The 21,722-nt window shown below is 31.1% G+C and carries 21 protein-coding genes, 1 tRNA gene and 1 pseudogene; 8 read left to right on the plus strand and 15 right to left on the minus strand.

All coding sequences use genetic code 11. The features are described 5' to 3' along the window. Positions 1–28: 28 nt before the first annotated feature. Positions 29–325: a DUF4298 domain-containing protein gene (locus J3S90_RS12020; RefSeq protein WP_210646384.1), complete on the minus strand. Its 297-nt coding sequence runs from the start codon at positions 323–325 to the stop codon at positions 29–31. 408 nt (positions 326–733) lie between these two features. Between J3S90_RS12020 and J3S90_RS12025 the strand changes: the two genes are divergently transcribed. The 3 genes from J3S90_RS12025 to J3S90_RS12035 all read left to right on the plus strand — a co-directional run bounded on the left by J3S90_RS12025 (position 734) and on the right by J3S90_RS12035 (position 2,311). Continuing rightward, the gene (locus J3S90_RS12025) at positions 734–907 is read left to right on the plus strand and encodes a transposase (RefSeq protein WP_317192543.1); all 174 of its coding nucleotides are present in this window, start codon (positions 734–736) and stop codon (positions 905–907) included. An 827-nt stretch (positions 908–1,734) separates the two neighbouring features. Beyond that, positions 1,735–2,013 carry a DNA-binding protein gene (locus J3S90_RS12030; protein ID WP_210646385.1) on the plus strand — a complete coding sequence of 93 codons (279 nt, stop codon included), beginning with the start codon at positions 1,735–1,737 and terminating at the stop codon, positions 2,011–2,013. Next, positions 1,997–2,311: a hypothetical protein gene (locus J3S90_RS12035; RefSeq protein WP_236023946.1), complete on the plus strand. Its 315-nt coding sequence runs from the start codon at positions 1,997–1,999 to the stop codon at positions 2,309–2,311. Before J3S90_RS12030 ends, J3S90_RS12035 begins: the two co-directional genes overlap by 17 nt. A gap of 89 nt (positions 2,312–2,400) precedes the next feature. On the opposite strand, the gene J3S90_RS12040 is transcribed toward J3S90_RS12035, so the two are convergent. The 8 genes from J3S90_RS12040 to J3S90_RS15975 all read right to left on the minus strand — a co-directional run bounded on the left by J3S90_RS12040 (position 2,401) and on the right by J3S90_RS15975 (position 9,414). Beyond that, a complete protein-coding gene (locus J3S90_RS12040) occupies positions 2,401–4,569 on the minus strand; it encodes a peptidase domain-containing ABC transporter (RefSeq protein ID WP_210646386.1) in 2,169 nt (722 codons plus the stop codon). Positions 4,570–4,646: 77 nt separating this feature from the next. Then, the gene (locus J3S90_RS12045; protein ID WP_210646387.1) at positions 4,647–5,783 is read right to left on the minus strand and encodes an HlyD family secretion protein; all 1,137 of its coding nucleotides are present in this window, start codon (positions 5,781–5,783) and stop codon (positions 4,647–4,649) included. An 80-nt stretch (positions 5,784–5,863) separates the two neighbouring features. Further along, on the minus strand, positions 5,864–7,099 hold the full coding sequence (locus tag J3S90_RS12050; protein WP_210646388.1) for a hypothetical protein: 1,236 nt from the start codon (positions 7,097–7,099) through the stop codon (positions 5,864–5,866). 118 nt (positions 7,100–7,217) lie between these two features. Further along, positions 7,218–7,355: a class IIb bacteriocin, lactobin A/cerein 7B family gene (locus tag J3S90_RS12055; RefSeq protein WP_210646389.1), complete on the minus strand. Its 138-nt coding sequence runs from the start codon at positions 7,353–7,355 to the stop codon at positions 7,218–7,220. Between the two features lie 21 nt (positions 7,356–7,376). After that, positions 7,377–7,517, minus strand: a complete 141-nt coding sequence (locus J3S90_RS12060; RefSeq protein WP_196831095.1) for a class IIb bacteriocin, lactobin A/cerein 7B family — start codon at positions 7,515–7,517, stop codon at positions 7,377–7,379. A gap of 429 nt (positions 7,518–7,946) precedes the next feature. Then, positions 7,947–9,044: a hypothetical protein gene (locus J3S90_RS12065; RefSeq protein WP_210646390.1), complete on the minus strand. Its 1,098-nt coding sequence runs from the start codon at positions 9,042–9,044 to the stop codon at positions 7,947–7,949. A 62-nt stretch (positions 9,045–9,106) separates the two neighbouring features. Next, on the minus strand, positions 9,107–9,235 hold the full coding sequence (locus J3S90_RS16045) for a hypothetical protein (protein WP_262897590.1): 129 nt from the start codon (positions 9,233–9,235) through the stop codon (positions 9,107–9,109). Positions 9,236–9,264: 29 nt separating this feature from the next. Continuing rightward, positions 9,265–9,414 (minus strand): bacteriocin, encoded by a 150-nt coding sequence (locus J3S90_RS15975; protein ID WP_236023947.1) that lies wholly within the window; start codon positions 9,412–9,414, stop codon positions 9,265–9,267. 523 nt (positions 9,415–9,937) lie between these two features. Between J3S90_RS15975 and J3S90_RS12075 the strand changes: the two genes are divergently transcribed. The 5 genes from J3S90_RS12075 (at position 9,938) to J3S90_RS12095 (ending at position 16,788) form a co-directional block, all read left to right on the plus strand. Next, complete coding sequence (locus J3S90_RS12075; protein WP_210646391.1) at positions 9,938–11,650, plus strand: helix-turn-helix domain-containing protein; 1,713 nt, start codon at positions 9,938–9,940, stop codon at positions 11,648–11,650. 141 nt (positions 11,651–11,791) lie between these two features. Further along, positions 11,792–11,971, plus strand: a complete 180-nt coding sequence (locus J3S90_RS12080) for a hypothetical protein (RefSeq protein WP_210646392.1) — start codon at positions 11,792–11,794, stop codon at positions 11,969–11,971. Between the two features lie 42 nt (positions 11,972–12,013). Then, positions 12,014–13,717 carry a S8 family peptidase gene (locus J3S90_RS12085; protein WP_210646393.1) on the plus strand — a complete coding sequence of 568 codons (1,704 nt, stop codon included), beginning with the start codon at positions 12,014–12,016 and terminating at the stop codon, positions 13,715–13,717. After that, positions 13,714–15,930: a lantibiotic dehydratase family protein gene (locus J3S90_RS12090; RefSeq protein ID WP_210646394.1), complete on the plus strand. Its 2,217-nt coding sequence runs from the start codon at positions 13,714–13,716 to the stop codon at positions 15,928–15,930. The genes J3S90_RS12085 and J3S90_RS12090 overlap by 4 nt, the downstream gene beginning before the upstream one ends. A gap of 3 nt (positions 15,931–15,933) precedes the next feature. Continuing rightward, positions 15,934–16,788 carry a thiopeptide-type bacteriocin biosynthesis protein gene (locus J3S90_RS12095; protein ID WP_210646395.1) on the plus strand — a complete coding sequence of 285 codons (855 nt, stop codon included), beginning with the start codon at positions 15,934–15,936 and terminating at the stop codon, positions 16,786–16,788. 626 nt (positions 16,789–17,414) lie between these two features. On the opposite strand, the gene J3S90_RS12100 is transcribed toward J3S90_RS12095, so the two are convergent. From J3S90_RS12100 to J3S90_RS12125, 6 genes and pseudogenes are all read right to left on the minus strand, one after another. Continuing rightward, complete coding sequence (locus J3S90_RS12100) at positions 17,415–18,746, minus strand: site-specific integrase (RefSeq protein ID WP_210646396.1); 1,332 nt, start codon at positions 18,744–18,746, stop codon at positions 17,415–17,417. 290 nt (positions 18,747–19,036) lie between these two features. Beyond that, positions 19,037–19,118: transfer RNA gene (locus J3S90_RS12105), tRNA-Tyr, on the minus strand. Positions 19,119–19,292: 174 nt separating this feature from the next. After that, a pseudogene (locus tag J3S90_RS16195) lies at positions 19,293–19,679 on the minus strand (peroxiredoxin family protein); the annotation flags it as partial. 18 nt (positions 19,680–19,697) lie between these two features. Then, positions 19,698–20,459, minus strand: coding sequence for a DUF4369 domain-containing protein (locus J3S90_RS12115; RefSeq protein ID WP_210646397.1), 762 nt, complete (start codon positions 20,457–20,459; stop codon positions 19,698–19,700). A 334-nt stretch (positions 20,460–20,793) separates the two neighbouring features. Then, positions 20,794–21,234 carry a KTSC domain-containing protein gene (locus tag J3S90_RS12120; protein ID WP_188050542.1) on the minus strand — a complete coding sequence of 147 codons (441 nt, stop codon included), beginning with the start codon at positions 21,232–21,234 and terminating at the stop codon, positions 20,794–20,796. 169 nt (positions 21,235–21,403) lie between these two features. After that, entirely contained in the window at positions 21,404–21,649 is a 246-nt protein-coding gene (locus tag J3S90_RS12125; RefSeq protein WP_188050543.1) for a hypothetical protein, read from the minus strand. Positions 21,650–21,722 lie beyond the last annotated feature (73 nt).

Consider the following 21,722-nt stretch of genomic DNA (forward strand, 5'->3'; position numbering starts at 1 on the left):
TAGATTATTTAAAATTTAAAAATAAAAGCTACCTAATTACTTTGCTTAATTTTTTCATCTTATGCGAAAGTTCAAAAAGATCGGTTAGCAGAATGTGGACTAAATCCTCGCTCAAAACACCACGTTTTAAATCTTTTGGAATTTCACCTCGTTCATCAGCTTGAAAATCCAACATATATTGTTTTTCGTAATACACTTTAAGCTCTTTGAGCTTTTCTACACTTCCTTCTAAATCATTAAGTGCTTTGTTGGAAATTTCTACAAGCAAAGTCAATTCGTCCAGAATATTTTCCATTTTGGTAATACGATCGGTTAGTTCACTCATCTGTTTTAAAATAAATAGGTTGATATTGTAAACTACAAATATAAGGACACTTTAGAAAAGCTAAATCCACAAAAACTAAATTAGAATACAAAATACTATCAAACGGCGATTCCGTTAAGAAACTGCTAGCTAAAAGCGGCTGTATACTATATAAAAACAAATCAAAATGGTCTGAAATTAGCGAAGCGATATCATGAGCATCAAATAAAAATATAAAATAGCGAATAGAACCAAACTAAAAGAGCTAGATTCTTATTTAAATTATATCTTGATATTAAAAAAACATACCAGCTATGTCAATACTTACGAAATGTTTTTGAGAATAATAACGATTAAATTTACGGTCTGAGCAAATTAGCTAAATGGCATGAAAAGTTAGCTCAAGCTGAGTTTAAATCATTTAATACAATATCTATACCTATACAGAATCATTATCAAACAATCTTAAACTATTTTGATAACAGAAGCACCAATGCTTCAGCGGAATCCTTTAATGCTAAAATAAAAGCTTTCAGAAATCAATTTAGAGGAGTCAGAAAAGTTGACTTCTTTCTTTTTAGATTAACTAAGTTATTTGCTTAATCCCAAACTTTAGTTCTTGATCCCAACTTTTGTTCTTGATCCGTTGATTTCTTCCTATTAGATTAACCAAGTTATTTGCATAATCCCCAACTTTTGTTCTTGATCCCAATGTGTTCGAAAAAAGAGATCAGCCATAAAGAATGACTTCAAAACTTTAAGTTTTTTCTACTTTCCTAAAATATCTGGCTATGAAAGCCAGGTAAAAGGATCTTAAAAAATAATCAATAGTATTTTTAAGATTATTTTATCAGACATCCGACTAAGCTCTTTTTTAATGGAGTGGAGCGGAATTATAAACGTGCTTTGAGGATCAATTTTAAAAGTTCAATTCGATAATATTTTATTATAACATGTGGGTTAGAAAGCCAGCAAAAAGGATCTTAAAAAATAATGAATAGTATAAGGTTATTATTTTTTAAGATTCTTTTGTCACATACCCTACCAAGCTTTTTTATAATGAAGTGTAGCGGTGTTATAAATGTACTTTGAGGCATAAAGTGAAGATTGAATTAATAGCACGATCAAATCGCGTACTGAAGTAGATTTATTATTTTCAAGGATATTAAAATAGACCTTCGACTTTCTTTTAAACTGCCATATAGAGACAAATAATACCATTGATGATCACTAAGATAAATGCTATGATCTATCTGTATACTTTAGAACAATAAAGTTATCAATAGGCTAATTAAACAATTAAGTTCTTATTAATTGAATGTGTAAATATATAGCCATTTATAGAAAATCAGAAGTAATAATAATTCTGATATAGAATTCAATTTGAATAGGTTATGATATAGTAGTTGAATTATTTAATAAAGTATATTATGAATGAAATAATAACAAAAGAAGATTTAAGGCATTTTAGTTTGGAATTATTTAATAGTATTAAAATTTTAATAATGCAAAAGACAGAAGTCCAAAATCAAGTAGTAGAGCAGGAGTGGATAAAATGTAAGCAAGTGAGAAAATTAATGGATATGTCACCTGGATCTGTCCAAAATCTAAGAGTAACTCAAAAACTACGATTTAAGAAAGTACTCGGTTCGTATTACTATAATAAAACTGATCTTCTAAAACTTTTCATTGATGAACGACACAAATAAACTTAGTGAATATCGCTTAATGCAATGTTTGTCTGTTTATATGGACGATCCAAGACTAAACGTTTGGCATTTTGCTCTTTTACTTGCTATATTAAGTTTAGGATATAGACAGGGACAAAAACAAAATATTAAAGTTAGCCGCAGCAAGATTATGGCTCTATCTCACATCAACACTCTACCTACCTATCATAAATATTTTAAAGAATTGCAATGTTTCGGATATGTAGAATACACGCCCTCATACCATCCTGGTGCTAGGAGTGAAATTAAATTGAATGAAAAAGAGGTTAAATCATAGTTGGTTTTGTATTATGTCAACGAATATTGTTAGGATGTAGTGGTGAATGGAGACTAAATTAGATTAGGCTCTTTGATTAGATTGAAAAATTAGACGAATTCTTGTTTATTCCACAAATCATAATATTTGCCTTTTTGTTCCAATAGATCCTTGTGATTACCAGATTCTACTATAGTTCCGTTTTCCATTACCAAAATAGTATCAGCATTGGCAATGGTACTCAATCTATGCGCAATAACAATAATTGTTTTTCCTTGAGCTTTAAAATTATCAATAACCTGTTTTACAATATGCTCAGCGTTTGTGTCCAATGAGGACGTAGCTTCATCCATTAATAGAACTTCGGGATTCTTATACAATGCTCTGGCAATAGCTAGACGCTGTTTTTGCCCACCGGAAAGCATAGCACCATTTTCACCTATTTGTGTAGCAAATCCATTTGGTAATTTCTCCACAAACTCTGTTATTCCTAGTTGTTTTGATAAATCCAAAATCCGTTGCATGTTAGGGAATGAATCTCCCAAAGCGATATTTTCTATAATATTTCCTGAAAATAAATTAAGCTGTTGCGGGATTACTCCAATACAATTACGCAAACTTTGATAATGAATGAACTGAGCATCATATTCTCCTATATAGATTTTCCCTTCTTTTATGGGATATAAGTTTTGCAATAGTGAAATCAGCGTGGTTTTACCGCTTCCGCTTTCACCAACAATGGCAGTAGTTTCGTTCTTTTTGAAAACAGCATTAAAATTTTTAAAAACTTCAGTCCGTGAACCATAACGAAAAGACACATTTTCAAATTTGATGTCTCCAATATTTTCTTTTTGCAATGCTACTTTATTCTCAGTTTCTTCCCGTTCTAAATCCATTATTTCAAAAAGTCTGTCTGCCGCAATTAGTGCATTTTGGGCGGTTTTATTCATCCCTATTAAAGAGGCTACTGGCGAAGTAAAATAACCAATTAATGCATAAAAAGAGAATAATTCCCCGGGTGTAATGGCTCTATCGATAACATAACCCGAACCTATCCATATTAGAATGACCGTAAAAATCGATGCTAAAAATTGGGTTGAAGTCCCTGCAAAAATACTGTTTAAACCTGATTTATAAGTAGTAAACAACAATTTAACAAATTTGTTCTCTGTTTTTAAATTGGAAAATTCCTCTATCCCAAATTCCTTTACCGTTCTTATATGGGTAACACTTTCAACTAATTGTGTTTGCAGTTCTGCTGCATTTTCCATAATGGTTCGCTCTACCTTTTTATTGAATTTATTTAAAAAAAAATAAATCAAAGCATAAAACGGTATTACTAGCAAAATTACCAAAGCCAATTTCCAATAATAAGTGAACATTAACGCAAACGAAAATATAACGATGAATACATTTACAATCATCTCGATGGCTACTTCATTTATAAAGGATCTGATTTTTACGGCATCATTAATTCTAGAAGTGATTTCACCAATTTGCATGGTATCAAAAAAACGCTGCGGTAAGTGCAATAAATGTTTGTAATAGCCCAAAATCAATTTGGCATCAATTAACTGTCCTGTTTTCATTACAAAAACACTCTTTTTTGAGCCGATATAGGCTTGAAGCAAAATAATGGCGATCATGGAAACGCTCAATAAATTAAGCAAATTTCTATTGCCTTCCACCAGAACATAATCGGTGATTTTCTGGATATAAATAGACATTGCCAGCCCTAAAACTGTAAACAGTATAGCACCAATTAAAGCTTGAATCAAAATAGTTTTATGGGGTTGAACTAAATGCCAAAATCGGGTTATAGGCGAAACTTTGTCATTATAGGTTTTAAAATCATCATTAGGTGCAAAAAGAATCAATACACCTGTCCATATTTTTTGAAACTCTTCATACGTATAGGTTTCCATTTTACCAAAAGCAGGATCCATTGCTTCAATTTCTCCAACTGACTTTCCTGATGGGGAGGAGACTTTATAAATAACTATATAATGGTGTAATTGTTCTTTGACGACAACGTGAGCAATGGCAGGAAGCGGAATTTTATCGATAGCATCTAGGCCTCCTTTAACTCCTTTAGCGCTAAAGCCCATTTTTTCGGCGGCTTCAATAATTCCTAGAACATTAGTTCCTCGTTTATCAGTATTAGCGTACTGACGAATTCTAGCTATAGGAAGATTAACCTTGTAATGATTTCCAATAGACGCAAGACAAGCTGCACCACAATCTTTGATATCATGTTGTTTTATTTTTATAGAAGTCATAATTTATTTTTTTGCCACGAAGGCACTAAGTGCGAAGTTCTTTATTTGAATTTTAAATCTGAAAACAGAGTAAATTATTACTTGTTTAGGTTTTTCGGGTTCAACCAATCATCCACCTTATCAAATAACAAGTCAAATAAACTTCTTCTGGTAATCATATATCGAGTGGTTAATGTCATTCCTTTTGACACTTTGGTTTTATAGCCTGAATGCAAGTTCATACTTGTTGTGTTTAAAGCAGATCGAACCATAAAGAAAGCTTGCTCGCCCTGAATGGTAATATTTCGATCTATGTCAATTACTTTACCTTCCAGCAATCCCCATTGGTTGTAATTGAAAGCATCCAGCTGAAATTTTACTTTTTGATTTTTCTGGATAAGACCAATATCATTTGGTGAAACAGAGCTTTCTACAATTAGCATATCTGAAGCTGAGATAGTAGCAATGGGTTGTGAAGTATTTAAGAAGGAACCTATCTGAATACCGGAGAAGTTTTCAATAGTTCCCGACATGGGCGCAGTAATGACATAATTTTTTGCCTCAACTTTTATTTTTCGCAGTGTTCCATTAAGATTTTTGAGTTGTATTTCAAGTTCTCTTTTGTTATTTTGCCACATGCTTCGTTGGTTCTTCTCCAATCCAGAGAGCGCTTGCTGGGCATAGGTATAATCGAAACTGTATTTCTCGAACTCGGCTCTGGAAATTACCCCTTTCTCATACAGTCCTTTGTTGCGATCATAGCCTATTTTCGTTTGGGCAATTTTGCTTTGCAACTCGTCCCTTTTATTGACATAACTAAACCATTCCTGTTGTACAGCAGGGGTTCTTAAGGAAATATTTTTTCCTGAAACAACGTGAGACAAATCCCTAATGCGATCCTGTAAATCTATTGCCACATCCTGATTGGTTGCTTTCTCCGTATCTAGATTTTCTTGAGTAAGTGTTATCAGGGTGTCCCCTTGTTGTACCACTTGATTGTTTTTGAGTTTGACAAAAGTAACTTTTCCATTGACTAAACTAGTAAGAGGTACGTTATCTGTCGTACTGCGAATCATACCACGACTCTGACTGCTAATATCTACTTTGATTAAGGGTAACGCTATCAAAAAAAGGAGAATTGCTAAAATGAGCACCAAATAGATAGAAATACTCTTGGTTTTGTTCTTGGTGATAAGATTTTCGAGGGTGTTTATGGGGTCAGAACTGAAGGTCATTGAAATTTATATTGCTTAAAGCAGAATTATTTACTTATGATGTGTTTTTAATGTAATTTCAAAAGATGTGTATTACCATATTACTCTTTTATGGCTAATACAAATCCTAAATGAATTCTAAAATCTTCTTTGAGCGAAGGTGATTCCGGTATAAACCCATCTGTTTTATAGGATGCGCCAAGATTAAAATAAGCTGATTTTGTATTAGTATTCCAATTTGAAAATCTAACCGCAAATTCTGATCTTAAACCAAAACCAAATTTCCCTTCTTTATTTCTAAATTCTAGGTTTTTAGGCTGTTCCCAAAAATCGATAGAAGAATTTAGCAAAAATTTACCATCGCGAAAAGTATAATTATGTAAATTGATTCCTCCAGCTAAAAAAGTATAACTTTTATTAAAATACTGCCGGAAATATGGATTTATTTTGTATTTGCCTTTTATAGTTAAATACACATTTTGTTCTACAAAATCACCAAAAGGAGCTAATGAATAATTTACAGAAAAATTAGCTTCTACCTCTTTGGAAAGATTATACTCAATACGCTTCCAAATATTTGGATTAAGAAAATTAAAAAATGACATATATCCCATTCTTCTCGCATAAGCTTTCTCTTCCGTTGTCAAATCACCTCTTTCAGTATAACGATAAAATTCCATTGTAGGTCTATGTAAATGGCGAATCATACCATACAAATCATGCCCAACAATATCTCTTTCTAATTCTGGATCATCTTCCTCTTTAATCCCTGGTTTCATCGTAAATAAATTTGTAAGATAATAAAACTGAGTACCTAATTTTCTCATAATATAATCAGGATATAACACTTCATTTTTTTCTTCATTAAAATTGAGAAAAGCATCCGATTTTTTCAAATATGCGTAATCTGATTCTAATCCAGCAGTATGTAATCGGATGTAATCGGATAAATCGCTATCACGTAAATTCATTAAAGTTTGATCAGATACTCCAGTTACTTTAGCAACTAAATGTTTGTCAAAAAGGGGCTTACTAATACTCCCAATTCCCAATTCAGACAACACAGAGCGATGCCCTTCTTCGTGTGTAATGGCTTGACCTAATAATCCAGTAAATAAAGACAATCCAGTGGAATATAACTTCTTTTCTTTTTCCGACAAATACTTATCATTTACAGAACCACCGATGTAACGAATAGAATTCAACATCAAATCATTACTTTGGTTCATTGTAAACAAATAACCTTTACCTTCGTAAAAATTATAGCTATAATACTTGTTCTGAGCATTACTTATAATCGGAATCATAAATAGTATATAAAATATTCTTAATTTCATTTCAATGTCTTTTTTTTAAGCACAATGGATGTAATTATGAAATTGCTTATTGAGTTTTATTACTCACTTACAATTACACTGCAATTACACCCAAAGGACAATTTAAATTAAATTGCTATTAATCAAAAATTTCATATGCAAGTTTAATCAAACCAATTACCAAAACCCCAGCTAATATTCCTAATAGGAAACCGCCTTCAATTTCTTTTACCTCTTGAGCATTAAGCTCCACTAAATTCATTTTCTTTAAATTCATAATTTCTCTTTTTTTTTAGTTTTATTCAAAAATAGCTTCTATTGATTTTAATAACAGTATTCCGAGGCCTAGACCCAGTATAAAAGCAAATAAGAATCCACCTTCAACTTCTTTCATTTCTTGAGCATTAAGCTCTACTAAATTCAAATTTTTTAAATCCATCTTTAAGTTTTTAAAACTCGTCAAATGACAAGCAAGATTATACATTTTTTGTTTTTAACAAAAGGCGTTTCTCGAGAACTTTCTTTCTAAAACAGTCTTTATTCCGGCAGCTGTAGTTCCGTTGCCTTGGTTTTATGGAGACCATAGCTTTATAAACTCCATGCTTTGTTTTTTTATTAAGGGTTACAAATTAGCTATATCAAATCCCTTATGCTCTGTTTTTTTTTAAAGGGTTACCATACAGCTGCAGCAATCCCTTATAATTGGTCAAATTTTTTTTTATATTTTTTTTTTCTGAGTAAAGTTGTCCTAGAAAGCTTCATTTGTGAGCTTCAATATTTAGTTCATATTAGCAGATATATTTGTATAGTAGGCTTAATGAATAATTTATAAATGAAGTCTAGTTTTAAAAAGTATTGAATTGTAAAATTATTTTAATTCAATTAAATTCTCTTTTATGAATAATTCTATTGGTTGTGCTAGAGGTTGAAATAAAACATTATTTACTTTTTTCCAATATTCTTCTGAATAAGAACTCGAATTAGTGAAACTATAATTTTGATCCAATTTTTTAGTATCTATTTCTTCTGCAAATCTGTAACCTAAAACAAAAACTTCATGAGTTACATCAACTTTTTGGTATTCTATATCTTTTTTTGCTTTTATTTTGTAATTTCTAGTTTCTTTAAAATACATCAGAGCGTTAAATCCAATTTCTTCAGAATTACTGGCACTAAAAAAAGAATTAATATTGTAGTTTTCCAAAATATTTTCTACTCCAAGACCTTTCATCACTTTCGGCTTGTCATTTGTTATAAATCCTAAACTCAAATTAGCACCATTTTTATTCGTAAAGAGATTTCCTTTAACACTATTATCGTCCTTAGAAGTGATTTTGATTTCTAAATCGGTTTTTTGAAAATTATAATTTTCAATTAAATTATTATAATTTAAAAATTCATTTAACATTGGAGCACCTGTAATTTGAAAAAAGATTTTAGTTAGTCCTTTTTCTTTTAATTGTTTGATTGATTTGTTTTCAAAAGATCTGTTAGAAATAAATTTAATTTTTACTTTTTTGGTTTTTAGTGAAACATAGTATTCTACTATACCATCCATAAAATAATGTATTTTCCCATTATTTATTTGTAAACTCCTTACATACGTTTTAAGGACTAGATATTGATTTTTATCTTTATTTGGTGAAATAACTACTTCCTTTAATTCATTTATAATTGGATTCATTTTAAAAACAGCACTGTCATTAAAATCATTGGTTTCAATAATTTCAGTTTCAAAAAATGAATTTACAAAAGCTAATTTTTCGGTTTTTGAAGATTTTATTTTATTTTTTAGGTCAATTGAGAATATCCCTCCTACATTAGTAACCCCAATTAAATCTCCTTTGTCTGAATAAATTTCAACAAAAGAAATTTTCTCATTAGACAATTGATCTCTAATTTCTTGTGAAAACACAAAGGAATTTAGAGTAAATAAGTAAATAATTGCAATGAATTTATATTTCATACACTAGATTTTTAAAAGGAAAGATAGTTTTACTGCTATCTTTCCTTTTTTTGAATTTTAATTTATGAAAAGTTGAACCAGTCAAAATCAGTATTCCCTTTTATTCCATCAAATAATCCTGTAATTCTGAGGATATACCATCCTCCATCTATTTCTAAGACTTCTTGCACGCTTAGTATTTCTAATTCCAAATTTTCTAAAATCATAATTCTGTTTTTATTTAGTTACTACCTCCTCCAAAAAATGAAGCGCGAAAATTTCCATCAATTCCATCTAAAAACCCTGTGATTCTAATGATATACCAACCACCATCTATCCTTTGTACTTCTTGAGCATTAAGCTCCACTAAATTTAAATTCTCTAAATTCATTTTCTTAGTTTTCAAATTAAACATTTATTGTTGTATCAAAAGGAGTTTCTCGAGAACTTTCTTTCTAATACAGTCTTTATAGCGGTTTCTGTACATTCCGTCTTGCTTTGTTTTTTAAAGGAACAAATTAGCTTTATCTAAAAACCTTTGCTCTGTTTTTTAAAGGAACAAATTAGCTTTATCTAAAAACCTTTGCTCTGTTTTTTTAAAGGGTTACAATCCAGCTGAAGCAGTCCCTAATATTGGCCAATACTATTTAGAAAAATGATTTGGTTTTTCAGTAACGTCTTACCATGAAAGCTTGTCAATTTTCTGAAGCCAAAACTAGAGCAAGAAGGTTTTGTAAGCAAACTTTCGTTAACGGAATTCCTGAATTTCGATAGGGTTTTCCTGAATTTCTTATTTGTTGGAGTCTAATTAGTTAAAAATAAGTTGAATAGGTGATTTTTAAAAAACGTATAAAAATCAGTAATATTTGTTTGATTCTTGTTGTTTACCGTAGTTTTGTAAAAAACAAAAAACAATGCGCTACTTTCTTTGTAATAAAAAGCTATTTTTATTTCTATTACCGATTATTTTATCCGCACAAGTAAAGGAGACGGATCTTACAAAACTTCCTTATGATGATTTGAAAGAATTATTTCTTAAAAACAATAAAAATAAACAGAAGCAATTAGAATATGTCAATTTATTTTTGGCAAAAGCTAAAGATGACAATAGTCCCATTTATAAAGCAAGAGGTTTTTACTTATTATCATTATTACACAAAGGGGATGAGGCTATTCATTATTTGGATTCTGCAATTAGTTTCTCCAAAAAAACCAATGATTTAAAATTTCCAGCTTATGCTTATTCCAGAAAAGGATACGAATTAAAACAACAATCGCGGTATAGAGAGGCCATAGATAATTTTATTTTGGCTGAGAATAGTGCCCACATAAACAATACTGATTTTTACTTTGATGCCAAATTCTCAATAGCACTATTAAGATCGGAAGAATTGGGTGAAGTAGAAGAGGCATTAGTCTTATATAAAGAATGTTTTAATTACTATAAAGACAAGGATGTAAGGATTCCTAAATATTCATTTGCTTATCATGATGTGATTTTTGCACTTGCGGATGCATACAAGTCTTTAAATCAAGTAGATTTAACAAGCTATTATAATAAATTAGGGTATCAGGAAGCCAAAATTACCAAGGATGAACAATACTTGTATTTATTTATTCTCAATGAAGGGGCAAATCAGGTTTTAAAAAAGAATTATCCGGCAGCTTTAGACAGTATTTACAAAGCTTTACCTAAGATGATTGCTTTCAAAGACCAAGGAAATACGCTAGCATCCTATTATTATTTGGGGAAAGCATACGAGGGTTTAGGTAATAGAATGGCAGCGGTTCAAAATTTCAGTAAAGTAGATTCAATATATAAGGTAACAAAACAAATTACACCTGAGTTTATGGGAGGGTATTCGTTCTTGATACAGCATTATAAGACTAAAGGCGACAAAGAAAACCAATTAAAGTACATCAATACCTATATGACTATTGACAGTATTTTACAGAAAAATTATAAAGTACTAACTAAAAAACTGAAAAAAGAATATGATACTCCAAATTTACTAGTGGAAAAAGCCACATTAATCGAATCGTTGCAAAATGAAAAAGTAGTTTTCTATATGACCATAGGAATTTTAACCGTTTTGGTAGTATGGATCGGGGGATTTGGTTTTTATCAATACCGACTTAAAAAACAATACCATTCGCAATTTGAAAAAATTATGCAACAAACTAAAGGAACTGTAGAATCTGAAATACAGTCTCCCCAAGTTAGCGAAACCACTGTGAGTAATAAGAAATACGAAACTATTGGTATTGCAGAAGAAGTAGTGCATCAAATTCTGGAAAGATTGCAGCTTTTTGAGAATCAAAAAGGATTTTTAGACGCTACTATTACGATACAAAAAGTAGCTACGACTTTAAATACAAATAGCAAATACTTGTCTAAAATTATTAATGCATATAAAGAAAAATCTTTTGTTCAATACATCAACGATTTCAGAATAGAGTATGCCACAATCCAGTTGAAAAACGATCCCAAATTGCGAAATTATACCATACAAGCATTGGCTTTGGAATTTGGTTTTAACAATGCTGAATCTTTTTCAACGGCTTTTTATAAAAAAAATAGAATTAAGCCTACTTATTTTATAAAGGAACTAGCTATGGTTAAATAAAATAAATTGTTTGTATCCAGCAATTTACAAATAATTCGATATCGAAATTCGCGGAATCTCGATAAGCGAATCAAATTTTTATTTGAATGAACAGCAGGGAGCTATAAATTTGAGGTCATAAACTTTAGAAAAAATATAAAAGTGAAAACAATTAAAAAGCAGGCCTTAAGCAACAAGTTTAATTTAGAAAAAATGAAAGTAGCTAAATTAGAAAATTTACATTTGGTTAATGGCGGTAACAATGCATTAGCATTTGATGGCGATGTGGCAACAGTAACTCAAAGTAAAAAAGCTGAGACAGTGAATACCATTAGTTATTAATGTTTTTGGAATTACATTTTAAAGATATCTAATTAAGAATTTATGAAGTCAGTTTATATTTTTATTCTTGTTGTCCTATTTATTGTAAGTTGTAATATAGTCAAGAATCCCAAAAACGGTTACATTATTTCAGCTAATAAGATGGAAGCTTCAAAGATTGCGTTGCAAAATTGGTATCATAAAGATTATCAGCATGATGCTATACCGGGTATTTCTTTAGAAAAATTTTATAAGCAGAATTTAAAAAGCGCAAAAAGTAAAAGTGTAATAGTGGCTGTTATAGATACTCAAATCGACGTTAACCATGAAGACCTGAAGGGGCAATTATGGACTAACACTAAAGAAATTCCCAACAATGGGATTGATGATGACCATAATGGATATATAGATGATGTCAATGGATGGAATTTTTTGGGGACTAAAAGTGGTGGTTATGTAGTTTGGGCTAATTTTGAGTATACCAGATTAGTAAGAGACTGGGAGTCTTTTTTTAAGGATAAAACAGAATCTCAAATATCTGCTCAAGATCGATCTAACTACAAGGATTATCTTAAGGCTTTAACGAAACTTGAACAAGAAGCGATATATTACAATAACTGGCTTAAATCTTTAAAATACAGTGTAGTTACTTATCCCGCAGCCAAAGACAGTTTGAAGCATTATTTCCCAAAAGAAGATTACACTTATCAGCAATTAGATAGTTTGTATCAGAAGTACAAGATTAATGATAAAACATTTCGAAAAAGACGAGAAGATGGGGATATGGATATTGGAGCGATGATTGGTTTTATGAAAGCAAGATTCGATTTCAATGAAAAATCTTTAGAGGATGTCAAAGAAAATGAAGCCCAGATAGATTCGATTGTAAACAAAAATTTAAACATTTACTTTGATGAAAGAAGTGGATTAGATGATAACCCTAAAATCTTAGGGAGGGGTTATGGAAATAACAACGTTAGTAATACTAAAGCGGGACATAGGCTCCTTCAGGATCATGGGACAAAAGTATCAGGTATTATTGCAGCCGATAGAAAAAATAATTTTGGGATAAAAGGGATAGCCCAAAACGTAAAAATCATGCCTTTGAATATCTCTGCGTCTGGGGACGAACATGATAAAGATATTGCTATGGCGATATATTATGCCGTAAATAATGGGGCGAAGGTAATCAATATGTCTTTTGGAAAAGAGTTTTCATTACACAAAGAATGGGTATTTGACGCATTTCAATATGCTGAACAACATAATGTATTAATAGTTCACAGTGCAGGAAACAATAGTTTTAATGTTGATGAGAATCCTTATTACCCAACTGACGTCGCTTATGATGGATCAAAAGAAATTTGTCAAAATTTTATTAATGTAGGTTCTATCTCTTCTAAATTGGATCGCACTTTTGTGTCCGGTTTTTCAAATTATGGCAAACTGAATGTTGATTTATTTGCTCCAGGAGAAGAAATATATAGTACATCGGCAAGTAATTCATACAAAGTAGACGCAGGCACCTCATTAGCTGCGCCAATGGTTTCAGGGACGGCAGCTTTGATTTGGTCGTATTATCCTAGTCTTACGGTAACTGAGGTAAAACAAATCATTCTGGATTCGGGTACTGCTTATGATCTAGAAGTTCTATTTCCCGGTGGAGAAGGTAAAAGGGTAAAGTTTTCGGAACTTTCCAAGTCAGGGAAAGTTTTGAATGTTTACAATGCGATGGAGCGTGCGAAAGAAGTGAGTAAAAAGAAATGATAACGAATAACTATCAAATTCTGCCTTTTTCGCAATATGTTTTAAGAACCCCTTTATTTCCATTGTCTTTCTATTGTGATATATTGAAAAATTATTCTCAAGAGGCCTTATTGTTGCAATTTGAAAATCCTTATGTTAAAGAAGCCATTCGTATAGCTTCGCCAGAACTGTTAACGGCTTTGGAAAAATGGAAATCAGACCCTTGCAGTCTATCAGATAAAAAAAGGAATGGACTGGAGCTCAGTTTGTTGAAATATATTGCCCGATTGTCGGCTCGTTGTACTCCTTTCGGTTTATTTGCAGGTTGTTCAGTGGGCAAAATAACTTCTGAAACGAACATTATACTCCATTCAGTAGAACATTTCAGTCGTTTTACACAATTTGACATGCAATTTTGGGTGGCAGTTTTACATCAATTTGCTTCACGTAAAGAAGTTGGAAAGCATCTTAAATATTATCCCAATAATTCCATTTATTCTCTTGGTGACTTTTACCGTTATGTTGAATATAACTATGTGAAAACAAAACGAGAACATACTATTACAGCATTACGAAAAACATCACTTTTAAGTGATTTATTATTTCAAGCAAAATCAGGATTAACTTTTGACGAAATGGTTTGTCTTCTGGTCGATGATGATTCTGAAGCAGCCGAAGCTTTTGAATATATTAATCAGCTTATCGATTTTCAGTTTCTGGTTAGTGAATTGGATGCAACAGTAACAGGCAGTGATGAGTGGGGACGTGTTTTTTCAATTATTGATAAAATTTCGAATTTAAAAGAAGAGACTGCACTTTTACAAAGGATAAAAAAGCAATTCGCGGCATTAGATCAAAAGCTTGTCCCTTCAGGAAAAAGCTATGAAGCTATAAAGAATTTAATTCAAAAACTAGGTGTAGCTTATGATGAAAAATATCTTTTTCAAACCGATTTAAACACAGCTGCTTCAATAAGTACCTTGAGTACTAGTTCTCAAAAGAAAGTCTTGCAAGCAGTTCGTTTTTTAAACGGAGTTCGCAAGCAAAAGAAGTATGAAAACCACAAGAATTTCATAAAAGCATTCAGTCAAAGGTACGAATCCCGTGAAATGCCATTGTCAACAGTTTTAGATACTGAAACTGGGATTGGCTATCTTCAAAACTCAGAAATGAATGATACACATGATATTTTGGAAAAGTTTTCTTTTAAAAGTAAAGGTCAGGAAGAAGAAAATCAATCGTGGACTACTTATGATTTTATGATAGAGAAAAAACTGCGGGAATGCATTCTGAAAAAAGAAAAAGTAGTATCGCTTTCTGATAATGATTTTCCGGATTTTGATCCTAATTGGAATAATGCACCAGCTACTTTTTCGGTAATGATTGAAATTGCATTGAGTCATGATAAAGAAATTATAGTAATTGAATCTTCGGGAGATGTTAGTGCAACAAAATTATTAGGGCGTTTTTGCAATGGAAACGATGCCGTTTATAATTTGACCAGTGAAATTGTTGCAAAAGAAGTAGCCTATCATTCTGATAAAATTTTGGCTGAAATAGTTCATATTCCGGAATCAAGAACGGGAAATATATTGAGAAGACCCGTTTTAAGAGCGTATGAAATTGCCTATTTGGCTAGTACGGGGGTACACCAAGACAAGAAGATTGATTTAAATGATTTAATGATTTCGATACGCAACAACAAAATTATTTTGCGATCTAAGAAACACAATAAAGAAGTTATTCCTTGTTTATCAAATGCTCATAATTATTCTAATAAATCGCTGCCTATTTATCATTTCTTATGTGATCTGCAATCTCAAGATGTAAAGCCCATTTATAGCTTCAGTTGGGGTGTTTTAGAAACACATTATGATTTTTTTCCAAGGGTTGATTATAAAGGGGTACTACTTTCAAAATCAAAATGGATTGTAATTAAAACTGAAATCATGTCTTTTTATAAAATGGATGGCAATCAATTATTTGAAGCTTTTTCGATTTGGAGAAAACAACGAAGCATTCCTCGCTTTGTAAATTGGGTCTATTTTGATAACACCTTATTAATTGATTTTGAAAAAGAAATTGGGATCCAGCTATTTTTAAAATCAGTAGTAAATCATACAAAAATTACTTTAGAAGAATTTTTATTTACAGAAGAGTCTATTGTGAAAAACAGGAATGGAGACAAATTTAGCAATCAGTTTATATTATCATTTTATAAAGAGCAATTGTAAAGAATGAAAAGGGATTTTTGTTTAGGAAGTGAATGGTTGTATTATAAAATATATACCGGTGTGAAAACCGCAGATCTTGTTTTGCTTGAAAAACTATATCCGGTTATTTTTGATTTAAAAGAAGAAAAAATAATTGACAAATGGTTTTTTATCCGATACAAAGATCCTAGCGAACATATAAGAATTCGATTTAATTGTAAAAGCCCGGGAGCCGTATCAAGCGTAATTGCAAAAATTTATCCCGTTTTAAATAAATTGCTTGAAAAAAATATTGTATGGAAAGTACAGACAGATACTTATCAAAGAGAAATTGAAAGGTATGGCGAAAATACGATGGTCGATTCAGAATCTCTTTTTTGGCATGATAGTGAAATGGTTTTAGGCTATTTAGCTCTAAAATCTTCTTTCGAAAAAAATGAAATGCAGCTAATTTTTAGTTTTACTGCTATTGATAGTTTTTTAAACTCATTTTCGTTGACCAATACTGATAAATTATTTTTGATGGATGAGCTACAAACGTCTTTCAAGTGTGAGTTTCATGCAGATAAAGTTTTGAAAAAAGAAATGGATAAACACTATAGGGAACTATGGCAGGATATAGATGATTTTCTAACTGGAAAAGCACAAAACCAATTTCCCGAAATATTCAAAATAATTCAGCATAAAAAAAGCAAAATTTCAGCGATTGTAGCAGCTGTTCAGGTAGAGATACAAATCCCGTTTTTGGATTTTTTAAGAAGCCATATTCATATGATTGTAAATAGGCAGTTTACCTCCAGACAACGACAATATGAATTGATTATCTATGATCATTTATATAGGTATTATAAAATGATTGAAAATCGATTTAACTTGTAAGGTTATTATTGTTTTTCCACTGAATTTCGTAATCAAATTTTGTTTTAAGTTCTATATTATTCATTTTAAACTTAGCCATTATCATATGTTCACTAATTTTATCCTCAAAAATTTTTACATAATGGTGGGAAATCCGGAGCCATTTGTGTCCAAACATTTTCTTAACACTTTCTATCGGAACTCCGTTAGTAAGCGTTATAGACTTCGAAAATGATTATCTAGCTACGTGAGTGTAATTTCTTTCTAAATGTCGCAAACGGCTCTAATTTCTTTCAAATAGTTATTGATGTTCTGATTACGAAAGACAGGTAGAATTATATCTGCATTAATGCATTTAGGATGGCTAGCATATCTTTGAATGATTATCTACGCAATCGGTAATGATATAATCTTTGACCTTGTGTAGTTTTCTGTCTATTCTTAAATATCCCATTATGAACATCCATACAAATTACTATATGATCCTTTGTAAGTTTGTGCACATCTATATGGACGATAAAAGACTAAACGTTTGGCATTTTGCTCTTTTACTTGCTATATTAAGTTTAGGATATAGACAGGGACAAAAACAAAATATTAAAGCTATTCACCTCAAGATTATGGCTCTATCCCAGATAAGTACATAACTAATTTTTAAGGTTAAGCAAATGTGGATCAGACACATTATATTTTTTCTTTATATCTTCTATTTCTTTCTCTAATCTTCGAAGAATAGCAGCATCAGATTCACACATGTTTGGTTTACTTTTATTTATTCGTTCATTTAACAATGCCATTTCCCGTCCAACTGTAAGCTGCTCTGTAATTGCATACGCTTCTGTTTGCTTAACTGATGAATGCCCAAGCATTTCTTTAACTACGTTAATTGGGACGTTATTTTGCAACGTAACGGTACTTCCAAAGGTCCTACGAGCCATGTGTGTATTGAGAGTAAACGGGAAAGCACACAGTAAAGCAATCTCTTTCAAATATTCATTCATTTTTTGATTAGAGGCTACAGGCAAGACAGTGCCACGTTGAATACAAAGCGGATGATCTTTATATTTTTCGATTATTTTAAGCGCTTGAGGTAGGAGAGGGACATTAGTTGAAGAGCCTGTTTTTTGTCTTTCAGACATGATCCATGATTGTTTATCAATACCCACTTTGATATCAGTTTTCTTTAATTGGTAAACATCTATGTAAGCTAGTCCTGTGTAGCATTGAAAAACGAAAACGTCTCTGACTACATTAAGCCGATCAGTACTGAAATAGTGTCTCTCTAGCTCATATAATTCCTGAGTAGAAAGTGGTTTTTTTATAATTTTTGATTTTTTACCTTTAAAGTTTTTAAACGGATCTTTTAAAATGACTTCATGATCAATAGCACGTAGTACTATCTTTTTAAAGTTAGCAATATATTTTAAGGTCGTATTATTACTGCAATTACGAACTGATCGTAAGTAAAATTCAAAGTCTTTTATAAATGCGAGATTCAAATCAGAAAACTCGAGATCCTGGGCATTAAATTTAAGTCGAATAAAAGCTTTTAAATGATTAATAGTAATAGTGAAACGATCTAGAGTTCCTTTTGCGTATCCTTTACCCAAAAGAGCCGTCATTTCATCGTTATGTTTTTGGAACTCTTCAAGTACTTTAGCTCTGTTTGTATTTTTACCTAGAATGTAATCCATAACTTTTTGAGCAGTTATAGGTTTACCAGAATACATGTTTTCTGTCTTGTATTCGTTAATTTTAATGATTAATGTATCTAAAAAAAAGTTTAATGCTTTTGCATCCTCTTTAGTACCAATCGCTCGTTCTGTTTTCTGATCCCAACGTGTAGCTTCCCATTTACGCTTTGTTGAAGTCTCTTTGGGCACACCATCTATTGTAATTCTAAAATAAACAGTTCTAATTTTGCTGTTGTTGCTGGTTCTTTTTAAAAAGAATGCCAGTCCAAAACTACTCTCTAACATAATTCCATTTTTAGGTTAATAAATGTAGAATTATAAGTTATTAAAATCAAGTCGTTAAGCTCGTTAACCTCTATAGCTATTGGGTTTTACGCATATTCTGTGGCAGTTTTGTGGATAGTTATAAACTGCCACGATTCTGCCACAGAAACTTTGAGCGCTTTTATAAATTTTGACTAGGTGCAGAAAATGAAAAAAGCCTGCAAATCGTTGGATTTGCAGGCTTAACACTATTTTTGAGGACTTTTGAAAATATTGGAAAGCTATCACTTTCTTATCTTCATCCCTTATAGTGGGGAGAGTAGGATTCGAACCTACGAAGACGTAGTCAGCAGATTTACAGTCTGCCCTCGTTGGCCGCTTGAGTATCTCCCCTAAGCCTTTGAGTACAACAATTGCTTGTTGTTAGCGGTGCAAATATAGAAACAGTTTTTGTTTCTGCAAACTTATTTTACACTTAATTTTACTATTATTTTTAACGTATTGGTATTGAATAAAATAAAAAAATCTCCACTAGGGAGATTTTTTATTTTTGTATTAAATGGAGGTTTATTTCGCTAAAAGTTCGATTATTTTTGCTCGTAATTCATCACCTCTTAAATCTTTTGCTACTACATGTCCTGATGCATCAAGAATAAAAGTAGCAGGAATAGATTCTACATGATATTGTTTTGCTATTGGTTCATCCCAAAATTTTAGATTAGAAACTTGTGTCCAAGTTAATCCATCTTTAGCGATAGCTTCTTTCCATTTGGCAGCATCTTTATCTAAGGATACTCCAATAATGTTAAGACCTTTAGCATGTAATTCTTTATAAATTGCAACAACATTTGGGTTCTCTTGGCGACATGGTCCACACCAAGATGCCCAAAAATCTACTATTGTTACTTTCCCTAAACTTTCCTTAAGTGAAATTACTTTACCTTCTGGATTAGGAGCTGAAAAATCTGCTCTTCATTTACCGTCAGTTGTTGGTGCAGATGCTCCAACACCTGTAGGTGCTTTTAGTTCAGTTAATTTAGCTTTTATTGCTTTTCCTGGTTTAGTATTTTTCAATGACTCTTCTAAACTATTGTATAATTTTTCAGATTTTGCAACATCTGCTGTTGGATCATTTAACATCCCTTGAATAATCAAAGCAGAAATAAAAGATTTTGGGTGCGTTTCAGCATAAGTTACATATTTAGCTTTTGAAGTAACACTCACTTCTTCTTGCAGTTTATTGAATTCTTTCATCAAACCATTGATTACCACAGTATCTTTAGATTGTTGAGCAGCATTCATAGCTTGCATGTTTTTATTTTGAAAATCCATTAATTTCTTTTGGATCTTAGTAGTTTCGGCAACAAATGAAGTATATTCATCATTATTATAGGTACCGGTAACTTTAGATTTTTGAATACTATCTTTGTCAATCGTGATTTTTACCTCACCATTTTCAAGTATCAAAGGAATTTTTGCTTGAGCACCTTCTAATTGAATCATGTAAAATGCAGGCTCAGTAATTTTACCTTTCATTTCAAATTTACCATTTTCAACTTTTACAGTATCTTTAGCTAGTAATCCCATACCGCTTTCATCTTGTGTTTCTAAGATGATTGTTTTACCATTTTCAATTCCTGTTGCAGTTCCTGTAATGATGTATTCGTCTTTACCAACTTTGCTACAAGCGATTAAAACTACAGCTGCCGAAAGCAATAAAATTATTTTTTTCATTATTAATTAGTTAATTGAGTTAAGTGTGCAAAAGTATTTAAATTTATCAAAATTCAAATGATTTTTGAGCCTAAAATTTTGTTATAATTTACTATGACTTAAGTATTGTTTTTTAGGGTTTTACATTATTTTGCAATTAGATTTTTTAAAGTTGTTAAATGTTTGTGTAATTCATTCAATAACATCAATTCATATTTAGTTTTAGAAAGTTCGAGTAGGGTAGTAGAATTAATTTAGATACTATTTTTATAACTAATTTAAATCTGTAAATTTCAAACATAAAAAAAGCATCCCGATAAGGATGCTTTACTATTTTTATACTTTTAAAAGAGAATTAATCTTGATTGATTGTTTTTCTCCAAGTAAAAGAATTTAAAATGTGTCTTTTTGCAAATCTTCCAGGAGAATCAGCATTAACCATTTTTACATAGGTTGCTTTAGGAACACTAATGTATTCATAAACACTACCATTTGAAAAATTAATGATTAATCTACCTTCAACAAACTTATAATCTGAAATAGTTGAAGTTGATATAGTTTCAGTATATTCAGGTAAGTTCAGTTTTGTAGTTTCTGGATTGATGCTTACTAAAAAGTGGTAGGCTTCAATAATTTTTTTACTGTTTTCTTCTGCTGCTTTTAATCCAGCTTCATCTCCCTGAAATTTATCAGGATGTGCTTCTTTCATCGCATTGCGATAAATGGTTTTCAAATCTTTAAGCTCTGCAGTTTTGTCTACATTAAGCAGTTTGCGGTATTCAACTATTTTTTTCATAAATAAGGTAACTACTTGTCTTTTACTATAAAATCAATATAATTTGATTTCAAAATCGACAAATTTTTTGCAAAGGTACACTTTTTTTTAATTTTTTGGTTTATGCCAAATAATTTTTAATAAAAAAGTCTATTTTATAAGATTTTAAAAGTAAGAAATTAAATAAAACTTATTGTTGCGGCTTATTATTCGCTTTATCGAAATTTTTTGATTTCTTTGGATATTTATTATAACTGATGTCACTTGGATTTTCAATGATAGATTTTATTGTAATCCATTCTCCAACAGCATATTTGGTAGCCATTCTATAGTCTAATAGATATTCACCACAAAAAAAGTTGTTGTTTTCATCTTTTTCCATTATTCCGGTGTAAACCCCTTTTTGCAACATTCTTTCTTCAGAAGCTTTAGTCATAATCAATTTGTTTAAAATAATTCTTGGTGGCAAAGTTAATGAAATATTGTTTGTCTAACTATGATTTACTCTT

This window comes from Flavobacterium flabelliforme, assembly GCF_017948675.1.
Lineage (GTDB): Bacteria > Bacteroidota > Bacteroidia > Flavobacteriales > Flavobacteriaceae > Flavobacterium > Flavobacterium pygoscelis.

Bases quoted from the DNA above. Each gene is read 5' to 3' on its own strand.
- J3S90_RS12020 (WP_210646384.1), bottom strand. From the start codon at position 325: ATGAGTGAACTAACCGATCGTATTACCAAAATGGAAAATATTCTGGAC.
- J3S90_RS12030 (WP_210646385.1), top strand. From the start codon at position 1,735: ATGAATGAAATAATAACAAAAGAAGATTTAAGGCATTTTAGTTTGGAA.
- J3S90_RS12035 (WP_236023946.1), top strand. From the start codon at position 1,997: ATGAACGACACAAATAAACTTAGTGAATATCGCTTAATGCAATGTTTG.
- J3S90_RS12040 (WP_210646386.1), bottom strand. From the start codon at position 4,569: ATGACTTCTATAAAAATAAAACAACATGATATCAAAGATTGTGGTGCA.
- J3S90_RS12045 (WP_210646387.1), bottom strand. From the start codon at position 5,783: ATGACCTTCAGTTCTGACCCCATAAACACCCTCGAAAATCTTATCACC.
- J3S90_RS12050 (WP_210646388.1), bottom strand. From the start codon at position 7,099: ATGAAATTAAGAATATTTTATATACTATTTATGATTCCGATTATAAGT.
- J3S90_RS12055 (WP_210646389.1), bottom strand. From the start codon at position 7,355: ATGAATTTAAAGAAAATGAATTTAGTGGAGCTTAATGCTCAAGAGGTA.
- J3S90_RS12060 (WP_196831095.1), bottom strand. From the start codon at position 7,517: ATGGATTTAAAAAATTTGAATTTAGTAGAGCTTAATGCTCAAGAAATG.
- J3S90_RS12065 (WP_210646390.1), bottom strand. From the start codon at position 9,044: ATGAAATATAAATTCATTGCAATTATTTACTTATTTACTCTAAATTCC.
- J3S90_RS15975 (WP_236023947.1), bottom strand. From the start codon at position 9,414: ATGAATTTAGAGAATTTAAATTTAGTGGAGCTTAATGCTCAAGAAGTA.
- J3S90_RS12075 (WP_210646391.1), top strand. From the start codon at position 9,938: ATGCGCTACTTTCTTTGTAATAAAAAGCTATTTTTATTTCTATTACCG.
- J3S90_RS12085 (WP_210646393.1), top strand. From the start codon at position 12,014: ATGAAGTCAGTTTATATTTTTATTCTTGTTGTCCTATTTATTGTAAGT.
- J3S90_RS12090 (WP_210646394.1), top strand. From the start codon at position 13,714: ATGATAACGAATAACTATCAAATTCTGCCTTTTTCGCAATATGTTTTA.
- J3S90_RS12095 (WP_210646395.1), top strand. From the start codon at position 15,934: ATGAAAAGGGATTTTTGTTTAGGAAGTGAATGGTTGTATTATAAAATA.
- J3S90_RS12100 (WP_210646396.1), bottom strand. From the start codon at position 18,746: ATGTTAGAGAGTAGTTTTGGACTGGCATTCTTTTTAAAAAGAACCAGC.
- J3S90_RS12115 (WP_210646397.1), bottom strand. From the start codon at position 20,459: ATGAAAAAAATAATTTTATTGCTTTCGGCAGCTGTAGTTTTAATCGCT.
- J3S90_RS12120 (WP_188050542.1), bottom strand. From the start codon at position 21,234: ATGAAAAAAATAGTTGAATACCGCAAACTGCTTAATGTAGACAAAACT.
- J3S90_RS12125 (WP_188050543.1), bottom strand. From the start codon at position 21,649: ATGACTAAAGCTTCTGAAGAAAGAATGTTGCAAAAAGGGGTTTACACC.